This window comes from Micromonospora sp. WMMD967 (assembly GCF_029626165.1).
Classification (GTDB): domain Bacteria; phylum Actinomycetota; class Actinomycetes; order Mycobacteriales; family Micromonosporaceae; genus Micromonospora; species Micromonospora taraxaci.
Window position 1 is genome coordinate 5,964,775 of sequence record NZ_JARUBK010000001.1, and the last position, 13,990, is coordinate 5,978,764.

A 13,990-nucleotide genomic window follows, 5' to 3' on the forward strand; every position below is an offset into this window, starting at 1 on the left:
ACAGGTCGGCCCGTGGTACCGGCGCACCTCGTGGAAGCCAGTGCGTCGGTCGATCGGCTCACCTGCCGGACCCGACGTGTCGGGGCGCTGATATCGGCTGGCGCGACCTGTGGCCGTGGGCCATGGTCTGGGGGTGATCGTCATCCAGCGGGTACGTGTGCGGTGGAGCGCGGCAAGCCGCGGTGCTCACCAGGCCAACGCCCGTCGGGGACTCAACCGCCCGATCGAGCTTCCTGCGCCGCCGCCAACAGGTGATGTCGTGGTTCACGACGTCCTGGCCGACGAGGCCGACAACTACTCGCACCGCACCGAGGTGCTGACCGGTGACGTGAGCATCGCCCGGGACCTGGGTCTCTGGCTCGCCGTCGAGGGCTCGGCGGTGACCGTCGAGCGTCTGCCCGGCAGGGCGGCTTTTCCCCGCGCGGGAGTATCGACCCGCCTGTTCACCCTCGCGTACGGGCAGGTCGGCCGGTACGAGGCCAATTTCCGGCTCCGGTTCACCGACTGCGCGTGCGACCCCAGCTGGTACTTCGAGGACTGGGTGGTCCATGTCAGCAACGGCGATGCTGCCGGCGACCGGTTCCTGCGCGGCGAACCGGACCGCGTTGTCGACCACCGTGTCCATCTCTACGGTGGTCGCTCCGCGCGCCGACGTAGCCACTAGCGAACGCTCGGGTCGGGCCCCCACACGCCTCAGCAGCGCAGTGCCAGGCCCGTGCAGCGCCCCTCAGGCAGACCGCTGTACGGTGTCGTCGCCGCGGAGGCGGTCCAACTCGGCGAGGTACATCGCCTGTAGGCGCTCATTGTGGCGGACGAGCAGCGCGACCTCCTCGGCGCTGTAGCCCTCGATGAGCCGCTCCGCCCGCTCGGCGAACGGCTCGTACGGTCGCTTCAACTCGGCGATCCGCTCCGGCCGCAGAGTGACGATCACCCGCCGTCGGTCTGCCGGATCGCGCTCGGCCGTCACGTAGCCCGCCTGCTGGAGCCGGCGAAGCATGCTGGTCACCGCCCCGGTGGTGAGGTTGGTCCGTTCGGCGACCTGCCCGGCGGTGGCAGATCTGGCGTCCGCCAGGTAGTCCAGGCACTCCAGGTCGCTCACGGTGAGGCCCAGCCGCTCCGCGATGGCGTACCGGAACACCATGGACAGCCGCGACGTCTCCCGCCCGGCGCGCATGAGGTCGGCGATCGCGGACGCACGGGCCGGCTCGTGGGGCATGCCCGCAATCATGCCTCCGGCACGGTGACCCGGTGCAGCCGAGGTAACACGCGGGTCAGCACCCAGTGTGGTGCGGTCGCGCCCCCGGTCAGGCGGCGCATCAGCCCGGCGGCGGTGTCGACGGCGCGGAAGGCGTAGGGCACCATCTCGTCCTGATATCTGGCGATCGCCTCCTCCACCGGCGTACCGCTCGCGCGAGCCTGGACCAGCCTGCGGCCGAGCAGGGCGGCGTCGCGGAGCGCCGTGTTGCCACCATGAGCGCCGAACGGCGGCATGACGTGTACGGCGTCGCCCATCATCGTCGCCCGGGGCACCGCCCACCGTCGCGGGCGCCGGCCGGTGGCGAAGAGGTTGAGCACAGTGGCGTCCAGCTCGGCCGTGGCGACCAACCGCCGGATGACGGGGTGGAAGTCCGCACTCATCCGGGAGGCGAGTCTCCACAGCGCCAGCAGGTCCCCGCGTACACCGAGGGGCACCTCCTCCTGCCGGAGCAGCAGTCCCCACATGACGTAGTCGTAGCCGGTGGGCGCATAGCTGCCCGGGGCCAGGCGCGCGAACGCCTCCGGCGGGCTCTCACCGAACCGCATGGAGGTGAAGAAGAAGGCGCGGCCTGGTCGGTCGGCGATGGCCAGGACCCCACTGGTACGCAGAGCGTCCGGGATGATGCTCTCGCCGTTCCGCAGCAGGGGCGAGCGACCGTAGATGCCCGCCATCGGGGTGTTCGTCGGGTCCGCGTCCGGCATGAGCTGCGCGCGCAGGGCCGAGCCGACGCCGTCCGCGCCCACGACGACTGTCGCCCCGGCGGCCCCGCCGTCGGAGAACCGCAGCCGCAGCCCTGCCGGCCCGCCGCTCTCCACCGCGACGGCGTCCTTGCCGTAGTGGATGCGCCCGTTGAGCCCGGACTGCAGGATCGACCGCAGGGTCAGCCGGTCGACCTGGCGGGTCGCGTGTGGCTCGTCCTTGAAGGTGATGGTGAACGCGTCCCGCAGCCGGCTGTCGGTGAAGCGCAGGTGGCCGCCGGGCTCGTCGCCGGTGGTCAGCGCCAGGTTGTACAGCTGGCGGGGCAGGCTCTCGCGCAGCGCCTCCAGCCCGTACCGGTCGAGGATGATCCGGTAGCCCTGCCGCCGGACGAAGGGGCCGGGGTCCCGCTCGTAGACGTGCACGTCGATGCCGGCCCGCATCAGGTACTGGGCGAGGCAGAGGCCGGAGAGGCCGGCCCCGGCGATCGCCACCGAGAAGTCCATCGATATGGTCATGCATTTATCTTAATGACTAAGATGATTTGGGCAAGGCCGCCGACCGGTCCGTGTCGACCGGGTGGCCCGGGCCGGCAACTCCCGGCCGGGCCACCCGCACCAGGCCCAAAGGCTGCTCAACCAGCGCCAGCGGGCTACGTGCCCGACTGGACCACAGGCAGCCGCCGGCCGCGCTCAGTCGAGCGGTCGGTTGTATTCGTGGAAGCCGACGACCTTGCCGTTGCGAACCATGAGGTGAATGCAGTGCCGGGCCGCGTACGGCTCGCCGAAGAAGACACCCCGAGCCCAGTCCTCGACGACGACGCGATCCTCGGCAACGGTCTTGGAAATGACCTCCACCTGGTCGAACCGGCTGGCACCAGGTGCAAACACACCGAAGAATCCAACCAGCTTCTCGCGCCCCTCGGTCCCGGTGAAGTGACCGGTCTGCGGGGCCGGGAGGATCACGTCGACCTCATCGTCGAAGAGGTCGAAGAAGCCCTCCCACGAACCGGTCTGGAACCCTTCGATCAGGGCGTCGTACGCCTTGTCGGCGATCACTCGGACATCGTCGCTCATCGTCTTTCCTTCAGGTCTGCTCTTTGGCAGGTCGGTGCGGCCGGAGTGTGTCCGCTACCGGAGGCCCTGCGGGAGCACGCAGAACCCCAAACACCGACCCGAGGGGGCCACTGTGGGATCGGCCGCTGTCAGCCCAGACCCACAGCGTTGTCAACTGCCGCGTGGACGCTTCGTACGCCCACCGGCACCGCCACACGTCCTCACGTCGTGGCAGCGATGGTGCGGGGTCAGGTGACGTTGCGGATGTGGCCACCGTCGACGCGAATGTTGGCGCCACTGATGTACCCGGCCAACGGGCTGGCGAGAAAGGCGACCGCCGCGGCAATCTCATCCGGCCGACCGAGTCGTCCGATGTCGTTGGGCACCAACTCGTTCGTCGCGTCCTGCTCGATCTGCTCCCAGGTCTCGCCCCACCCGCGTTCGGGGGCAATCTCGATCAGCAGGTCCTTGACGGCCTCGACGAGGATCGCTCCGGGCGCGACGATATTGGACGTCACACCGGTGCCCTTCAATTCCCGGGCGAGCGACACCGCCAGGTTGTGCCGGGCGGCGAGGGTGGCGTTGTACTGCGGGTGCTGGAACAACGGCTGCGTCGCAAGGCCGCCACCAATGGTGATGACGCGCCCCCAGCCACGCTCACGCATCGAAGGCACAAGTCGCTGGATCATCCGTACGCCGGAGATGACGTTGCCCTCGTAAGTCTCGCGCCAGGAGTCCGGTGTGGCGTCGGTCCACGACAGATGCTTGTAGGCACCGGCGTTGTTGACCAGGATGTCGACCGGGCCTCCGGCGAGAGCGGCAGCGGCCACCGCGTCCGCACCCTCGTCCATGGTGAGATCACCGAGCGCGATGTCGGCCTTCCCGCCGCCTGCGCGAATCGCTTCGGCCACCGCTGCGGCCCGCTTCTCGCTCCGCCCGTGTACGACCACCTGGGCGCCTTCGGCGGCGAGCAGTCGCGCCATCGCCTCACCGAGGCCGGAGCTTGAGCCGGTCACCAGGGCACGCTTGCCGGTCAGTTGCAGGTCCATCGTCTTCCCCTCGTCTCAAAGCGGCAGGCTGCTATGTCTACGACTGTAGACTTGGCTGAACGAAGTAGTCTACACTCGTAGACGTGACGGCAGACACAGACGGATCCGGTGGTAGCCCGCGACGACGCGACGCCAGCGCCACCCGCGAGGCGATCCTCAACTCAGCGATCGAGGCGTTCACCCGCCTGGGATACGACGGAGCCGGCGTACGCGAGGTCGCCGGCGGCGCCGGAGTGACCGCAATGCTGGTGAACCGCTACTTCGGCTCGAAGGAACAGCTGTTCGCCGAGGCGGTCGACCGCTCGTTCGCTCCCCGAACCGTCGTGGGCGACGACCCGGGCGTGCTGAGCGAACGGACGGCGGCCAGGTTGGCCGCGCGGACCTCACCCGAGGCGGACAGCCTGGACCCGTTCGTGCTGATGTTGCGGTCGGCAGCCAATCCACGGGCAGCCGAGATCATTCGTGCGGGCATCGAGAAGCACGTGGGACGGCATCTGACCGACAGGTTGCCCGGGCCCGATGCCGCCCCACGCGCGGAACTGCTTCTCGCCCTGATCGCCGGAGTGTGGCTGATGCGAAAGGTCATCGCGACTCCGGCCCTCGCGGGGATCGATGAGGGCACTCTTACGCGTCACCTGCACGAGCTGATGGTGGTCCTCGTCAACGCACCGCCGGCCACCAACGGCGACGATGCCGCACCCGGTGCGATCAGCCCCAGCTGACGAGACCGTGCCGGCCGACTGGCACCGGTAGCGCTCGCCGAGCAGACGGTGTCCTCGCCGCAGCTCGGGCTGTCGGCGGCCAGGACCCTGGTCAGAGACGGAAGGCGGCGAGGATCAGATCCGCGTAGCGACGCCACACGGTCGGATCGCGTTCGTCCAACGCGATCAGCTGGCGGACCACGCCGCACAGCACGACGCGGACGTCGAGGACACCGACGTCCGGCCGGACCGGTCCGGATGCTTTCGCCGCCTCAAGGAGTCGGCCGATCAGGTCGACGAGGTCCGCGGCGGGCAGCAGACGACCTTCGAAGAACACCGCCGCGAGGCCGCGGTCGCGGGCGAGATGGTCGAGCAGGTCCGGCACGTAGTCGAGCAACGCCCGGTAGGCGTCGTCGGCGGCAACGGCGGCCAGCGTACGCGCCCGCAGCGAGCGGAAGCCCTCCTGTGCGACCGCCAGCACCAGGTCGTCTTTGCTCGGGTAGCTCCGGTAGACCGTCGCCCGCCCGACTCCGGCGCGCGCCGCCACCTCGGGCACAGTCACATCCAGACCGCGCTCGGCGAACAGTTCACGGGCTGCCGCCACCACCCGCTCGTGGTTTCGCAGCGCGTCCGCACGCCGGTGCGGAGTCACTGCCGGTCGGCTTCGGGCTGAGGCAGGTCCGGTTCCAGGTCGACGTCGAAGCCGCTCTCGTGGACCTGCTGGAACCGACCGTCCTCGGCAAGCTTGGCGAAGTAGTACATCTCCCGGTGGACGACCGTCCCGTCCGTCATGGTCATCTTGTAGCGGTGCCGCTCGGCGTAGTTCAGCCCGTCGTACAGCTCGTCGAGCACCGTCACAGTGCCCTCGACGACCTTGCTGCGGATGCCGGCAACCATCTGCCCGAACGCGGCGCGGTCGCGCGTCTGACCGTCGGCGATGTGGATGAGGTCAGGCGCGTAGTACTTGTCCAGAGCCTCCTCGAGAGTGAGTCGCGGCTCGAAGGCCACGTCGCGGATGGCGTCGCTGATGCGTACCGGTGTCATCGGGTTGTCCCTTCGATTATCCGGACTTCCGAGTCCGGATAGCGTCGACGGTACCGGACTCGGGAGTCCGGTACCAGGTGACACCCATGACACCGTGGGCTGGGCGGGAAAGGGACAGCGGGCTAGCCGTCGTCGCGGGCGCGTACCGCGATGCGGATGGTGGTGCCCTGAGGTCCGCTGCCGACGAACAGGTAGTCGGTCATCTGCCCGACGACCCACAGGCCCATCCCTCCGGTGCCGGACAGAGGCGGTCGCTCGACGCGCGCAACGTAGTGGGCGGCATCGAACCCCGGCCCCTGGTCGGTCACTTCACAGGTGAGCTGGCCGTCCAGGAGCAGGCGAATGGCACCCTTGCCGCCCCCGTGTCGAATCACGTTGATCAACAATTCGTTGACCGCTGTCACCCAGTCCTCGATCTCGTCCTGGTCGAGCCCGCACCGCCGACTGACGGCCTCGACCTCGTTGCGAACGCGGGCGAGGTCCGTGAGGGCGAACGACGTCGAGAAGAGGGGCTTCCCAGCGCTCGGCACATGGTCGCGAGGTGGGACCGCCACCACTCCCCCTCTCTGTCCGGACGTCAACTCCGACGACCTGCTGGTCGCGCCTCGGAGTGCGCCCTCCGAGACCTGTGCACCGGACGACGAAGGCATCAATGTGACATGGGAAGGTACCGCACGGTGCGGACGCGACACCGTCGATCTCGTTCCTGGCGCGCCGTCGGCGGCATGCCAACGTCTAGGCTGCCGTGGTGAGCGGTGCCGAGATGGTGACGAACGAGGAGCGGCTGCGCCGTATCGACGCGATCACGGACGCCGCGTTGTCGGGGCTGGACATCGCCGAGTTGCTCGACGAGCTTCTCGAACGGGTCCGGGACCTGCTCACCGTCGACACCGCCACCATCCTGCTACTGGAAGGCCACACCGGCGAACTCGTCGCGACGGCGGCGAAAGGCCTGGAGGAGGAAGTGCGCCGGGGCTTCCGCGTCCGGGTCGGGCGCGGCTTCGCCGGCCGGGTCGCGGCGACACGTGCGCCGGTCACGATCTATGACGTCACACCCGACGACGTGGTCAATCCCATCCTGCTCGCCAAGGGTGTACGTGCCCTGCTGGGCGTGCCCATGCTCTCCAACGGAAACCTCGTCGGCGTGTTGCACGTCGGCTCGTTGACCCTGCGGCGGTTCGGTCCCGACGATGTGCGGCTGCTGCAACTCGTCGCCGATCGGGCCAGCTCGGCAGGTCAAGCCCGAGCGCAGGTCCTCGACCGGCAAGCCGCGCTTGCCCTGCAACGCAGCCTTCTGCCTCCCCGGCTACCCGACATTCCCGGTCTGGACCTGGCCGCCCGGTACGCACCCGGCCACGACCTGGGCATCGGCGGCGACTGGTACGACGTGTTCGAGTTGCCCTCAGGTTGGCTGGGCGCCGTCATCGGCGACGTCTCCGGCCACGGTCTGCCGTCCGCCGTCGTCATGGGACGTATCCGCAGCGCGCTACGCGCCTACGCGCTCGACGCCGACGACCCCGCCGAGGCGTTGACGTCCCTCGACCGCAAGATTCACCACTTCGAGGCCGGCACCCTGACCACCGCCGTCTACGCCCTCATCGCACCCGACCGTACGACGGTCCACCTATCCTGCGCAGGTCACCTGCCACCGCTCCTGATCGCCCCCGGCCAACCCGCCCAGCCCGTCGACGTGAGTGTGGACCGGCCACTCGGTGTGGGCCGCCCGACGACCAGTCGCCGCACCACGGTTCTCGACCTACCGCCCGGCGCGGCGCTCGTCTTCTACACCGACGGGCTCATCGAACGCCGCACCGAACTGATCGACACCGGCATCGAACGCCTCGCCACCGCCGTGCGGTCCGAGCCGGCCGAGGCACTGTGCGACCACATCATGACCAGCACCGCCCCGGAGCACCCTGATGACGACATCGCTCTGCTGGTCATCCGCCGTACCGCACCAACCGACGAAGCGTCGCCGACAGCCGACCCGCGAACTACCTAGACCGAGTCGACCTGACCGCCGGCGCCGCGCTCACGCGCCGGGGCGGGCCTCTGCCAGCCAGGTGGTGAGCATCGGGTCGTTCCTGACCCGCCACCCCGACAACCCGGTCACCGAGACCGGTGTTCTGAGCGAGTTCACCCACAACGGGATCTCGTCGCGCCTCCGTGACCGGCGCGTGGAGCGCGGACATCATCTGCTCGACCCGATCATCGTCGCCGCGCCCTGGGTGCTGGCCGCGGGAGCCGCCTATCTGGCTCTGCGCGGCGTCACCGGCCGCCGACAGGGCAGAGCGGGGTAGCAGCTCGGTGGGGCATCTCGGCAGGCCCGGCCGCTATCGACGGTAAGGACGCAGTGCATCGACTGTCTAAGATCCCCTGTGTGCCCGGATACCGCGACTTCCAGTCAGGCCTGAGATTCCTGCCGACACTGGCCATCGCACCCGACGGTGTCTCGATCGCCTACGTGGACGACGCCGACGGCCAGTTCAATCTCGTCACACAGGCACTGTCGACTGGTGACACGCGTCGCCTCACCGCCGGCACCGACACGACGGTCCGTCGGGTGGCGTGGCATCCCGGCGGTGAGTGGCTGCTGTTCCTCGCCGACGACAGTGGGGACGAGAACACGCAGCTCCATCGCATCGACGCTGCCGGCGGGGAGCCGGTGCCACTCACCGATGCGCCGGACGTGCAGTATTCAGCCGCCCTTGGCGACCCGTTCTCCCCCGACGGCCGGTTCATCGCCTACTGCGGTAACGACCGGGACCCGGCCGACCAGGATGTGCTGGTGCTCGACCTGTCGACCGACGACGTACGACGGGTGTACGCCGGCGGCGGCAGAGCCTGCCCCGGGCACTGGTCACCTGACGGGTCCCGGCTCACCGTCGCCGAATGGCGCACCACCAACAGCGACCATTTGGTACATCTCATCACTCTCGACGGTGCCGAACCACGCTCGTTGACGCCGCACGACGAGGTGGCGACCTACTGGTTGGGGCCGTGGCTGAGGGACGGCAGCGGTTTCCTGGTCCTGTCGAATGTCGGTCGGGAGTTCACCGGACTCGCGGTCATGGACGCCGAGACGGGCGCCCTCACCTGGCTGGACACTCCGGACTGGGACGTGGAGGAGGTCGCTCTCTCCGACGACGGCCGGGTCCTGGTCTGGAACGTCAACGTCGACGGGTTCTCCCGCCTGCGCGGACGTGACCTCGTCACCGGTGCCGACATCCGCATGCCGGAGCTGCCCTCCGGCGCGGCGACCGGCCTCACCGTGTCCCGCGACGGGCGCTTCGTCGTGCTGCGGCTATCCACGGCAACCCGACCGTGGAACATCCTCTTGATTGATCTTGAGAGCGGGGAGCTCAGGTGGCTGAGCGACGCTCGGCCGGTAACGGCCGACCCCGCCACCTTCCGCGACCCGACGTTGGTCCGTTATCCGGCGCGCGACGGCCGCCAGATCCCCGGTTACCTCTACCGTCCCGAAGGACCGGGACCAGCAGGTGTCCTGATCTCGATCCACGGCGGTCCGGCCTGGCAGGAGTTGCCGGTCTACCTGCATGACGGCTTCTACCAGTATCTCCTGGCACACGGCATCGGCGTCTTCGCTCCCAACGTGCGGGGTTCACTCGGTTACGGCCGCACCTACTCCGACCTCGTCAACCGCGACTGGGGCGGCGGCGATCTGACCGACCTCGCCGATGCGGTCGCCTACCTGCGGGCACAGGAGTGGATCGACCCGGATCGCATCGGTGTCATGGGCGCGTCCTACGGGGGCTTCGCCGTGTTGTCGTGTCTGAGCCGGCTGTCGGAGTTGAAGTGGGCCGCCGGTGTCGACCTCTACGGACCGAGCAACCTGGTCACCTTGGCCAAGGCCTCACCGCCGACGTGGCGCTCGTTGGTGGCCGCGGTCATCGGTGACCCGGAAGCCGACGCGGATCGACTGATGGCGCGCTCGCCGGTGACACACGCCGACCGGATCGAGGCGCCCTTGATGGTCATCCAGGGCGCCAACGATCCTCGCGTACCCCGGCACGAGAGCGATCAGATCGTCGAGCGACTTCGGTCCCGTGGCGTCGAGGTTCGCTACGAGGTCTTCACTGACGAAGGCCACGGCCTGCTCCGCCGCGACAACCAGGCGAGGGCCTTCGCGGATGCCGGCGAGTTCCTCATCGAGCACCTCGGCGCCTGAGGCCGCCCGGGCCACGATCACCGGCTGCGGGGCTGGCGCGGCATCAGTGGTCTCGGTCCTGACCACCGAGGAAGCGCGACAGTAGTCGCCTGAACTCCTGCGGGTGCTCGGTCGCCGGCACGTGCCCGCATCGGTCGAGCACGTGCAGACGGACGTCGGCCAGGTGTTCGAGCAAGGGCTGGGCCGTCGTCTCGAGCGGGGTGACCCGATCCTCCGCGCCGTGAACGAGCAGCACGGGCGCGCTCACCGCTGCCAGCGTCTGCGCCGACAGGGTGAGGTCGTCGTTCCATCGTCCCCTGGGTGGAGGAAACAACGACGCATAGGCCTCCGCCCCCGCTCGCATCGCAGCCGCCCGGGCATCGACGGCAGCGTCGGTCACGAGCGCCTGGTCGAGGACGAGGCGACTCAGCATGTCCCGTGCGCCGAGCGGGTCGGCAGGGGCGGCCCAGATCGCGTCGAGGTCGTCGGACAGCGGCGCCCCGGGGGTGCCCATCGTCGAGACCGCCACGACACGGGTGACCTGCTGGGGGCGCGCGGCCGCCAACGCCAGCGCCACGGCGCCGCCCATCGAGTGACCCACCACCGCGTAGTGCTCGATACCGAGAGCGTCCATCAGGCCGGCGGCCTGCTCCGTCCACAGCTGGAGCCCGCCCCGGGAGCCCACCGGGACGGGTGTGCGGCCGAACCCCGCCTGGTCCGGAGCCACCAGGTGCCAGGTCGCGCCCAGTGCCTGCGCTGTCGTTGCCCAGGCTCCGGACCCGGTCGTGCCGGGTCCGGAACCGTGCAGCAGCAGTACTGCGGGCCCGGTGCCGCCCTCCAGGACGTGGACGGGGGAACCGTCGACCGTGACGGTCCGAAGTGTCGTCACCGCCGAAGGCCAGCTGCGCTCATGCCGATGCGGGGCTGACGGACTTCGAGAAGACCTCCATCATCGCCCTGCCGAACTGCGGCATGTCGGGCCATCCCCGGCAGGAGACGAGGTTGCCGTCGATGACGTCGGGGGCGTCGATGACCGTCGCGCCCGCGTTCTCCATGTCACCGGTGATGGGCGGGAAGCACGCCGTCTTCCGACCCTTCAGGAGCCCGTACACCGCCGGCACCTGCGCGCCGTGGCATACCAGTGCGATGGGGAGATTGCGCGCGAAGAAGTGCTCGGTGATGCGCCTGACGTCGGCGTCGACCCGGATCCACTCGGGGGCACGTCCGCCGGGAATGATGAGGGCGTCGTAGCGCTCGACGTCGACGTCGGCCCAGGGCACGTCGACCGGCAGCTTCCGGCCGTCCTTCTCCACATAGGCGTCGGAGTTGGGGTCGAACTCGTGGATGACCAGTTGCACGTCACGCATCGTCCGTGACGAGACGTCGACGTCCCAGCCGCCTTCCTGCACGCGGTAGTAGGGATACATGGTGTCGAGTTCCTCGGCGGCGTCGCCGGTCAGGAGCAGCGCTCTGGGCACCTGCTTCTCCTCGCGTTTGGGACGGGTGGTGGGGATCCAATCCGATCTGATCCGATCGCGTTAGCATCGCCCGACCCCGCTCGCCCGTCAAGCCTCCACCGTCATTCCATTCGCATCGGTGACTTCATCGAACAATCGGCGGAAACGATCACCCGATCGCAGGATGTGCCGACGCATCGCGTAGGCGGCGGCGTCGGGGTCACGCGCGGCGATCGCGGCCACGACGTCCTCGTGCTCGGCCATCGCCAGGTGGGTGACCTGGGTGTCGTGGTGGAGCCGGAAGAGATGCACGTGGCTGTGCAGGCGAGCGAGCGCCTCACGGATGACCTGGTTCTCCGCGCTCAGGGCGACCAGATCGTGAAAGGCGGCGTCGCGCAGCCCGAAGGCGCCGTAGGCCGCGGGCCCGCTTCCCCCCTCCAGCTCCGCCATCTCCTCCAGCATTCGTCGCAGCCCGGCCACCTGCTCCGATGACGCGCGCTCGGCGGACCTGCGGGCCGCCGCCGGTTCGAGGAGCAGACGGACCTCGAGCATGTCCTCGAACCGGTGACGGGTGATCTGCGGAGGAATTCGGTAGCCGGCATGAGGCACACGCACGACCAGGCCCTCGGCCTCCATGCGGTTCAGGGCGTCCCGGATGGGCGTCTGCGAGACCCCCAGCTCTCGGGCCAGGACGTCGATCGTCACCCGGGAGCCGGGCTCGATCCGTAGCGACATCAGCTGTCCGAGCAGCGTGTCGTACACCTCGTCGGCGAGCCGGCCGCCGGCTCTTCCCGGCGGCATCCCTCCCGTCACGGCCCTACGTCCCCGCGCGGTGATCGCTTCGTCGTCCATCGTGACGTGAGGCCCTTTCTTGCGTCTTCGGGAACCTGTTGACATCTGTCACAGCGCTGCGACATGCTGACGCCCCCACTGGATCGTATAGGAAACCTGGACCGAAGATCTTCTCGGTGCCATGAAGACCCGGTACATCACCGCACCCGTGACACCGGCCGCGGATCACCCCCGCGACAGCCCGGTAACACGCTTGAACCACCCGGCACCTGCTCGGCGAAGCACCTAGCGAGGCCCTAGAAGTCCGAACCCAGAAAGCAGGCAGGCATATGCGGCGTTTGAAGCGAACAGGACGGACATCCGGTCCCGGCCGGAAGGTGCAGCTGGCGGCGGCGGCCATGCTGCTGATGGCCACGACCGTGGCGGCTTGCGGCGATGGCAAGGACGACGGCGACGCGAAGGCGAGCGCCCCCAAGGCACCGGCGACCATCCCGGAGCTCACCAAGGACCCGCTGACCCTCAGCTTCATCTGGTTCGAATGGCCCCCCGCGCAAGCACTGGAGGCCTTCGCCAACGCGGAGTACAAGAAGGAGCGGCCGAACGCGACCATCAAGGTCAACACCGTGCCGAACGCGAACTGGCACGACGCGATGTTCACCCAGTTCGCCGCGCGCAAGACCGACTTCGACATCGCGATCCTGGACTCGCAGCACATCGGCGAGGCGGTGACGAACGGCAACATCCTCGACCTCACCGACTTCGTCAAGAACAACATCGAGGTCAACGCCTACGACCCGTACCTCCTGGCGGCCTACGGCCAGTTCCCCCAGGCGGAGACCGGCAAGCGCGACGAGAACGCCAGCCTGTACGGACTGCCGCTGCTCGGCGACACCTGGACGATGATCTACCGCAAGGACCTGATCGGCGACAAGCCGCCGCAGACCTGGGACGAGATGATCTCAGCCGCCGAGAAGTGCCAGGCGGACAACCCCGGCGTCAGCGGGCTGGCGTTCCACCAGGCCAACGGCTCCGACGCCGCGGCCGTCACCTACAACACCGTCAACGGCGTCTACGGCGGCAACCTCTGGGACTCCAAGGCCCGCAAGATCGATGGCGTCCTCAACGACGCCGCGGGCCAGGAGGCGATGGACGTCCTGGTCAACAAGATGAAGCCGCTGACCGCCAAGGGTTCCGGCAACTGGTTCATCGACGAGGTGAACGCCGCCGTCGCGCAGGGCAAGGCGTGCATCGCGTTCAACTGGATCGCCGCGAGCGGCGGTCTGCTCGATCCGAAGCAGTCGACGCTCGGCACCAGCCGGGAGCAGATTCTCGACAAGCTGGGTTTCGCCACCCTGCCGAGCCAGAAGACGAACCTGGTCCCTCTCGGCGGTATGGGGATGCACGTGTCGGCCTACTCCGCGGCGGCAAACCAGGCGGAGGCCCTGAACTTCATGAAGTGGTTCGAGCGGGCTGACATCCAGAAGAAGTGGGCCGCGGCGGGTGGCGTGCCGTCGCGTACCGACGCGATCCAATCCCCCGAGTTCCTCAACGCCGGGCCGTTCAACAAGGTGTACGCCGACTCGGTGCCACGGATGCGGGACATGTGGAACGTGCCCGAGTACGCGCGCCTCGTCGACATCGAGAACACGAACGTCAACGCGGCTCTGAACGGCGCGAAGAAGCCGAAGGACGCGCTCGACGACATCGCCAAGGAGCAGCAGCGCGTGCTCGACTCGAGCAGCCGTAAGGGCGGCGGCGGACTGTGAGTGG

General features: G+C 68.8%; 16 protein-coding genes. 6 read left to right on the forward strand and 10 right to left on the reverse strand.

Features of this window, described 5'->3' with window-relative positions; genetic code table 11:
• Window positions 1-259: 259 nt before the first annotated feature.
• Complete coding sequence (locus O7631_RS26805; RefSeq protein ID WP_278146823.1) at window positions 260-664, forward strand: hypothetical protein; 405 nt, start codon at window positions 260-262, stop codon at window positions 662-664.
• A gap of 63 nt (window positions 665-727) precedes the next feature.
• On the opposite strand, the gene O7631_RS26810 is transcribed toward O7631_RS26805, so the two are convergent.
• The 4 genes from O7631_RS26810 to O7631_RS26825 all read right to left on the reverse strand — a co-directional run bounded on the left by O7631_RS26810 (window position 728) and on the right by O7631_RS26825 (window position 4,058).
• Window positions 728-1,216, reverse strand: a complete 489-nt coding sequence (locus tag O7631_RS26810) for a MarR family transcriptional regulator (protein WP_278146824.1) — start codon at window positions 1,214-1,216, stop codon at window positions 728-730.
• Window positions 1,217-1,224: 8 nt separating this feature from the next.
• Window positions 1,225-2,472 carry an NAD(P)/FAD-dependent oxidoreductase gene (locus O7631_RS26815; RefSeq protein ID WP_278146825.1) on the reverse strand — a complete coding sequence of 416 codons (1,248 nt, stop codon included), beginning with the start codon at window positions 2,470-2,472 and terminating at the stop codon, window positions 1,225-1,227.
• 174 nt (window positions 2,473-2,646) lie between these two features.
• Entirely contained in the window at window positions 2,647-3,030 is a 384-nt protein-coding gene (locus O7631_RS26820; protein ID WP_278146826.1) for a nuclear transport factor 2 family protein, read from the reverse strand.
• A 227-nt stretch (window positions 3,031-3,257) separates the two neighbouring features.
• Complete coding sequence (locus tag O7631_RS26825; protein WP_278146827.1) at window positions 3,258-4,058, reverse strand: SDR family NAD(P)-dependent oxidoreductase; 801 nt, start codon at window positions 4,056-4,058, stop codon at window positions 3,258-3,260.
• Between the two features lie 83 nt (window positions 4,059-4,141).
• Here O7631_RS26825 and O7631_RS26830 point away from each other — a divergent pair, with 83 nt between their 5' ends.
• The gene (locus O7631_RS26830) at window positions 4,142-4,780 is read left to right on the forward strand and encodes a TetR/AcrR family transcriptional regulator (RefSeq protein ID WP_278146828.1); all 639 of its coding nucleotides are present in this window, start codon (window positions 4,142-4,144) and stop codon (window positions 4,778-4,780) included.
• 91 nt (window positions 4,781-4,871) lie between these two features.
• On the opposite strand, the gene O7631_RS26835 is transcribed toward O7631_RS26830, so the two are convergent.
• From O7631_RS26835 to O7631_RS26845, 3 genes are all read right to left on the reverse strand, one after another.
• Entirely contained in the window at window positions 4,872-5,411 is a 540-nt protein-coding gene (locus O7631_RS26835; RefSeq protein WP_278146829.1) for a TetR/AcrR family transcriptional regulator, read from the reverse strand.
• Entirely contained in the window at window positions 5,408-5,803 is a 396-nt protein-coding gene (locus O7631_RS26840; RefSeq protein ID WP_278146830.1) for a hypothetical protein, read from the reverse strand. Before O7631_RS26840 ends, O7631_RS26835 begins: the two co-directional genes overlap by 4 nt.
• Window positions 5,804-5,925: 122 nt before the next feature.
• Window positions 5,926-6,357, reverse strand: a complete 432-nt coding sequence (locus tag O7631_RS26845) for an ATP-binding protein (protein WP_278146831.1) — start codon at window positions 6,355-6,357, stop codon at window positions 5,926-5,928.
• A gap of 194 nt (window positions 6,358-6,551) precedes the next feature.
• On the opposite strand from O7631_RS26845, the gene O7631_RS26850 reads away from it, so the two are divergent.
• The 3 genes from O7631_RS26850 (at window position 6,552) to O7631_RS26860 (ending at window position 9,992) form a co-directional block, all read left to right on the forward strand.
• Window positions 6,552-7,805: a GAF domain-containing SpoIIE family protein phosphatase gene (locus O7631_RS26850; RefSeq protein WP_278146832.1), complete on the forward strand. Its 1,254-nt coding sequence runs from the start codon at window positions 6,552-6,554 to the stop codon at window positions 7,803-7,805.
• A 64-nt stretch (window positions 7,806-7,869) separates the two neighbouring features.
• Entirely contained in the window at window positions 7,870-8,103 is a 234-nt protein-coding gene (locus O7631_RS26855) for a hypothetical protein (protein ID WP_278146833.1), read from the forward strand.
• An 80-nt stretch (window positions 8,104-8,183) separates the two neighbouring features.
• On the forward strand, window positions 8,184-9,992 hold the full coding sequence (locus O7631_RS26860; protein ID WP_278146834.1) for a S9 family peptidase: 1,809 nt from the start codon (window positions 8,184-8,186) through the stop codon (window positions 9,990-9,992).
• A gap of 43 nt (window positions 9,993-10,035) precedes the next feature.
• Here O7631_RS26860 and O7631_RS26865 read toward each other — a convergent pair whose 3' ends face one another.
• The 3 genes from O7631_RS26865 to O7631_RS26875 all read right to left on the reverse strand — a co-directional run bounded on the left by O7631_RS26865 (window position 10,036) and on the right by O7631_RS26875 (window position 12,190).
• Window positions 10,036-10,860, reverse strand: a complete 825-nt coding sequence (locus O7631_RS26865; protein ID WP_278146835.1) for an alpha/beta hydrolase — start codon at window positions 10,858-10,860, stop codon at window positions 10,036-10,038.
• Window positions 10,861-10,879: 19 nt separating this feature from the next.
• Window positions 10,880-11,449, reverse strand: a complete 570-nt coding sequence (locus O7631_RS26870; RefSeq protein ID WP_269678100.1) for a DJ-1/PfpI family protein — start codon at window positions 11,447-11,449, stop codon at window positions 10,880-10,882.
• 87 nt (window positions 11,450-11,536) lie between these two features.
• Window positions 11,537-12,190: a GntR family transcriptional regulator gene (locus tag O7631_RS26875; RefSeq protein ID WP_278146836.1), complete on the reverse strand. Its 654-nt coding sequence runs from the start codon at window positions 12,188-12,190 to the stop codon at window positions 11,537-11,539.
• A 437-nt stretch (window positions 12,191-12,627) separates the two neighbouring features.
• Here O7631_RS26875 and O7631_RS26880 point away from each other — a divergent pair, with 437 nt between their 5' ends.
• A complete protein-coding gene (locus O7631_RS26880; RefSeq protein ID WP_278146837.1) occupies window positions 12,628-13,986 on the forward strand; it encodes an extracellular solute-binding protein in 1,359 nt (452 codons plus the stop codon).
• The last annotated feature ends 4 nt before the right edge of the window (window positions 13,987-13,990 follow it).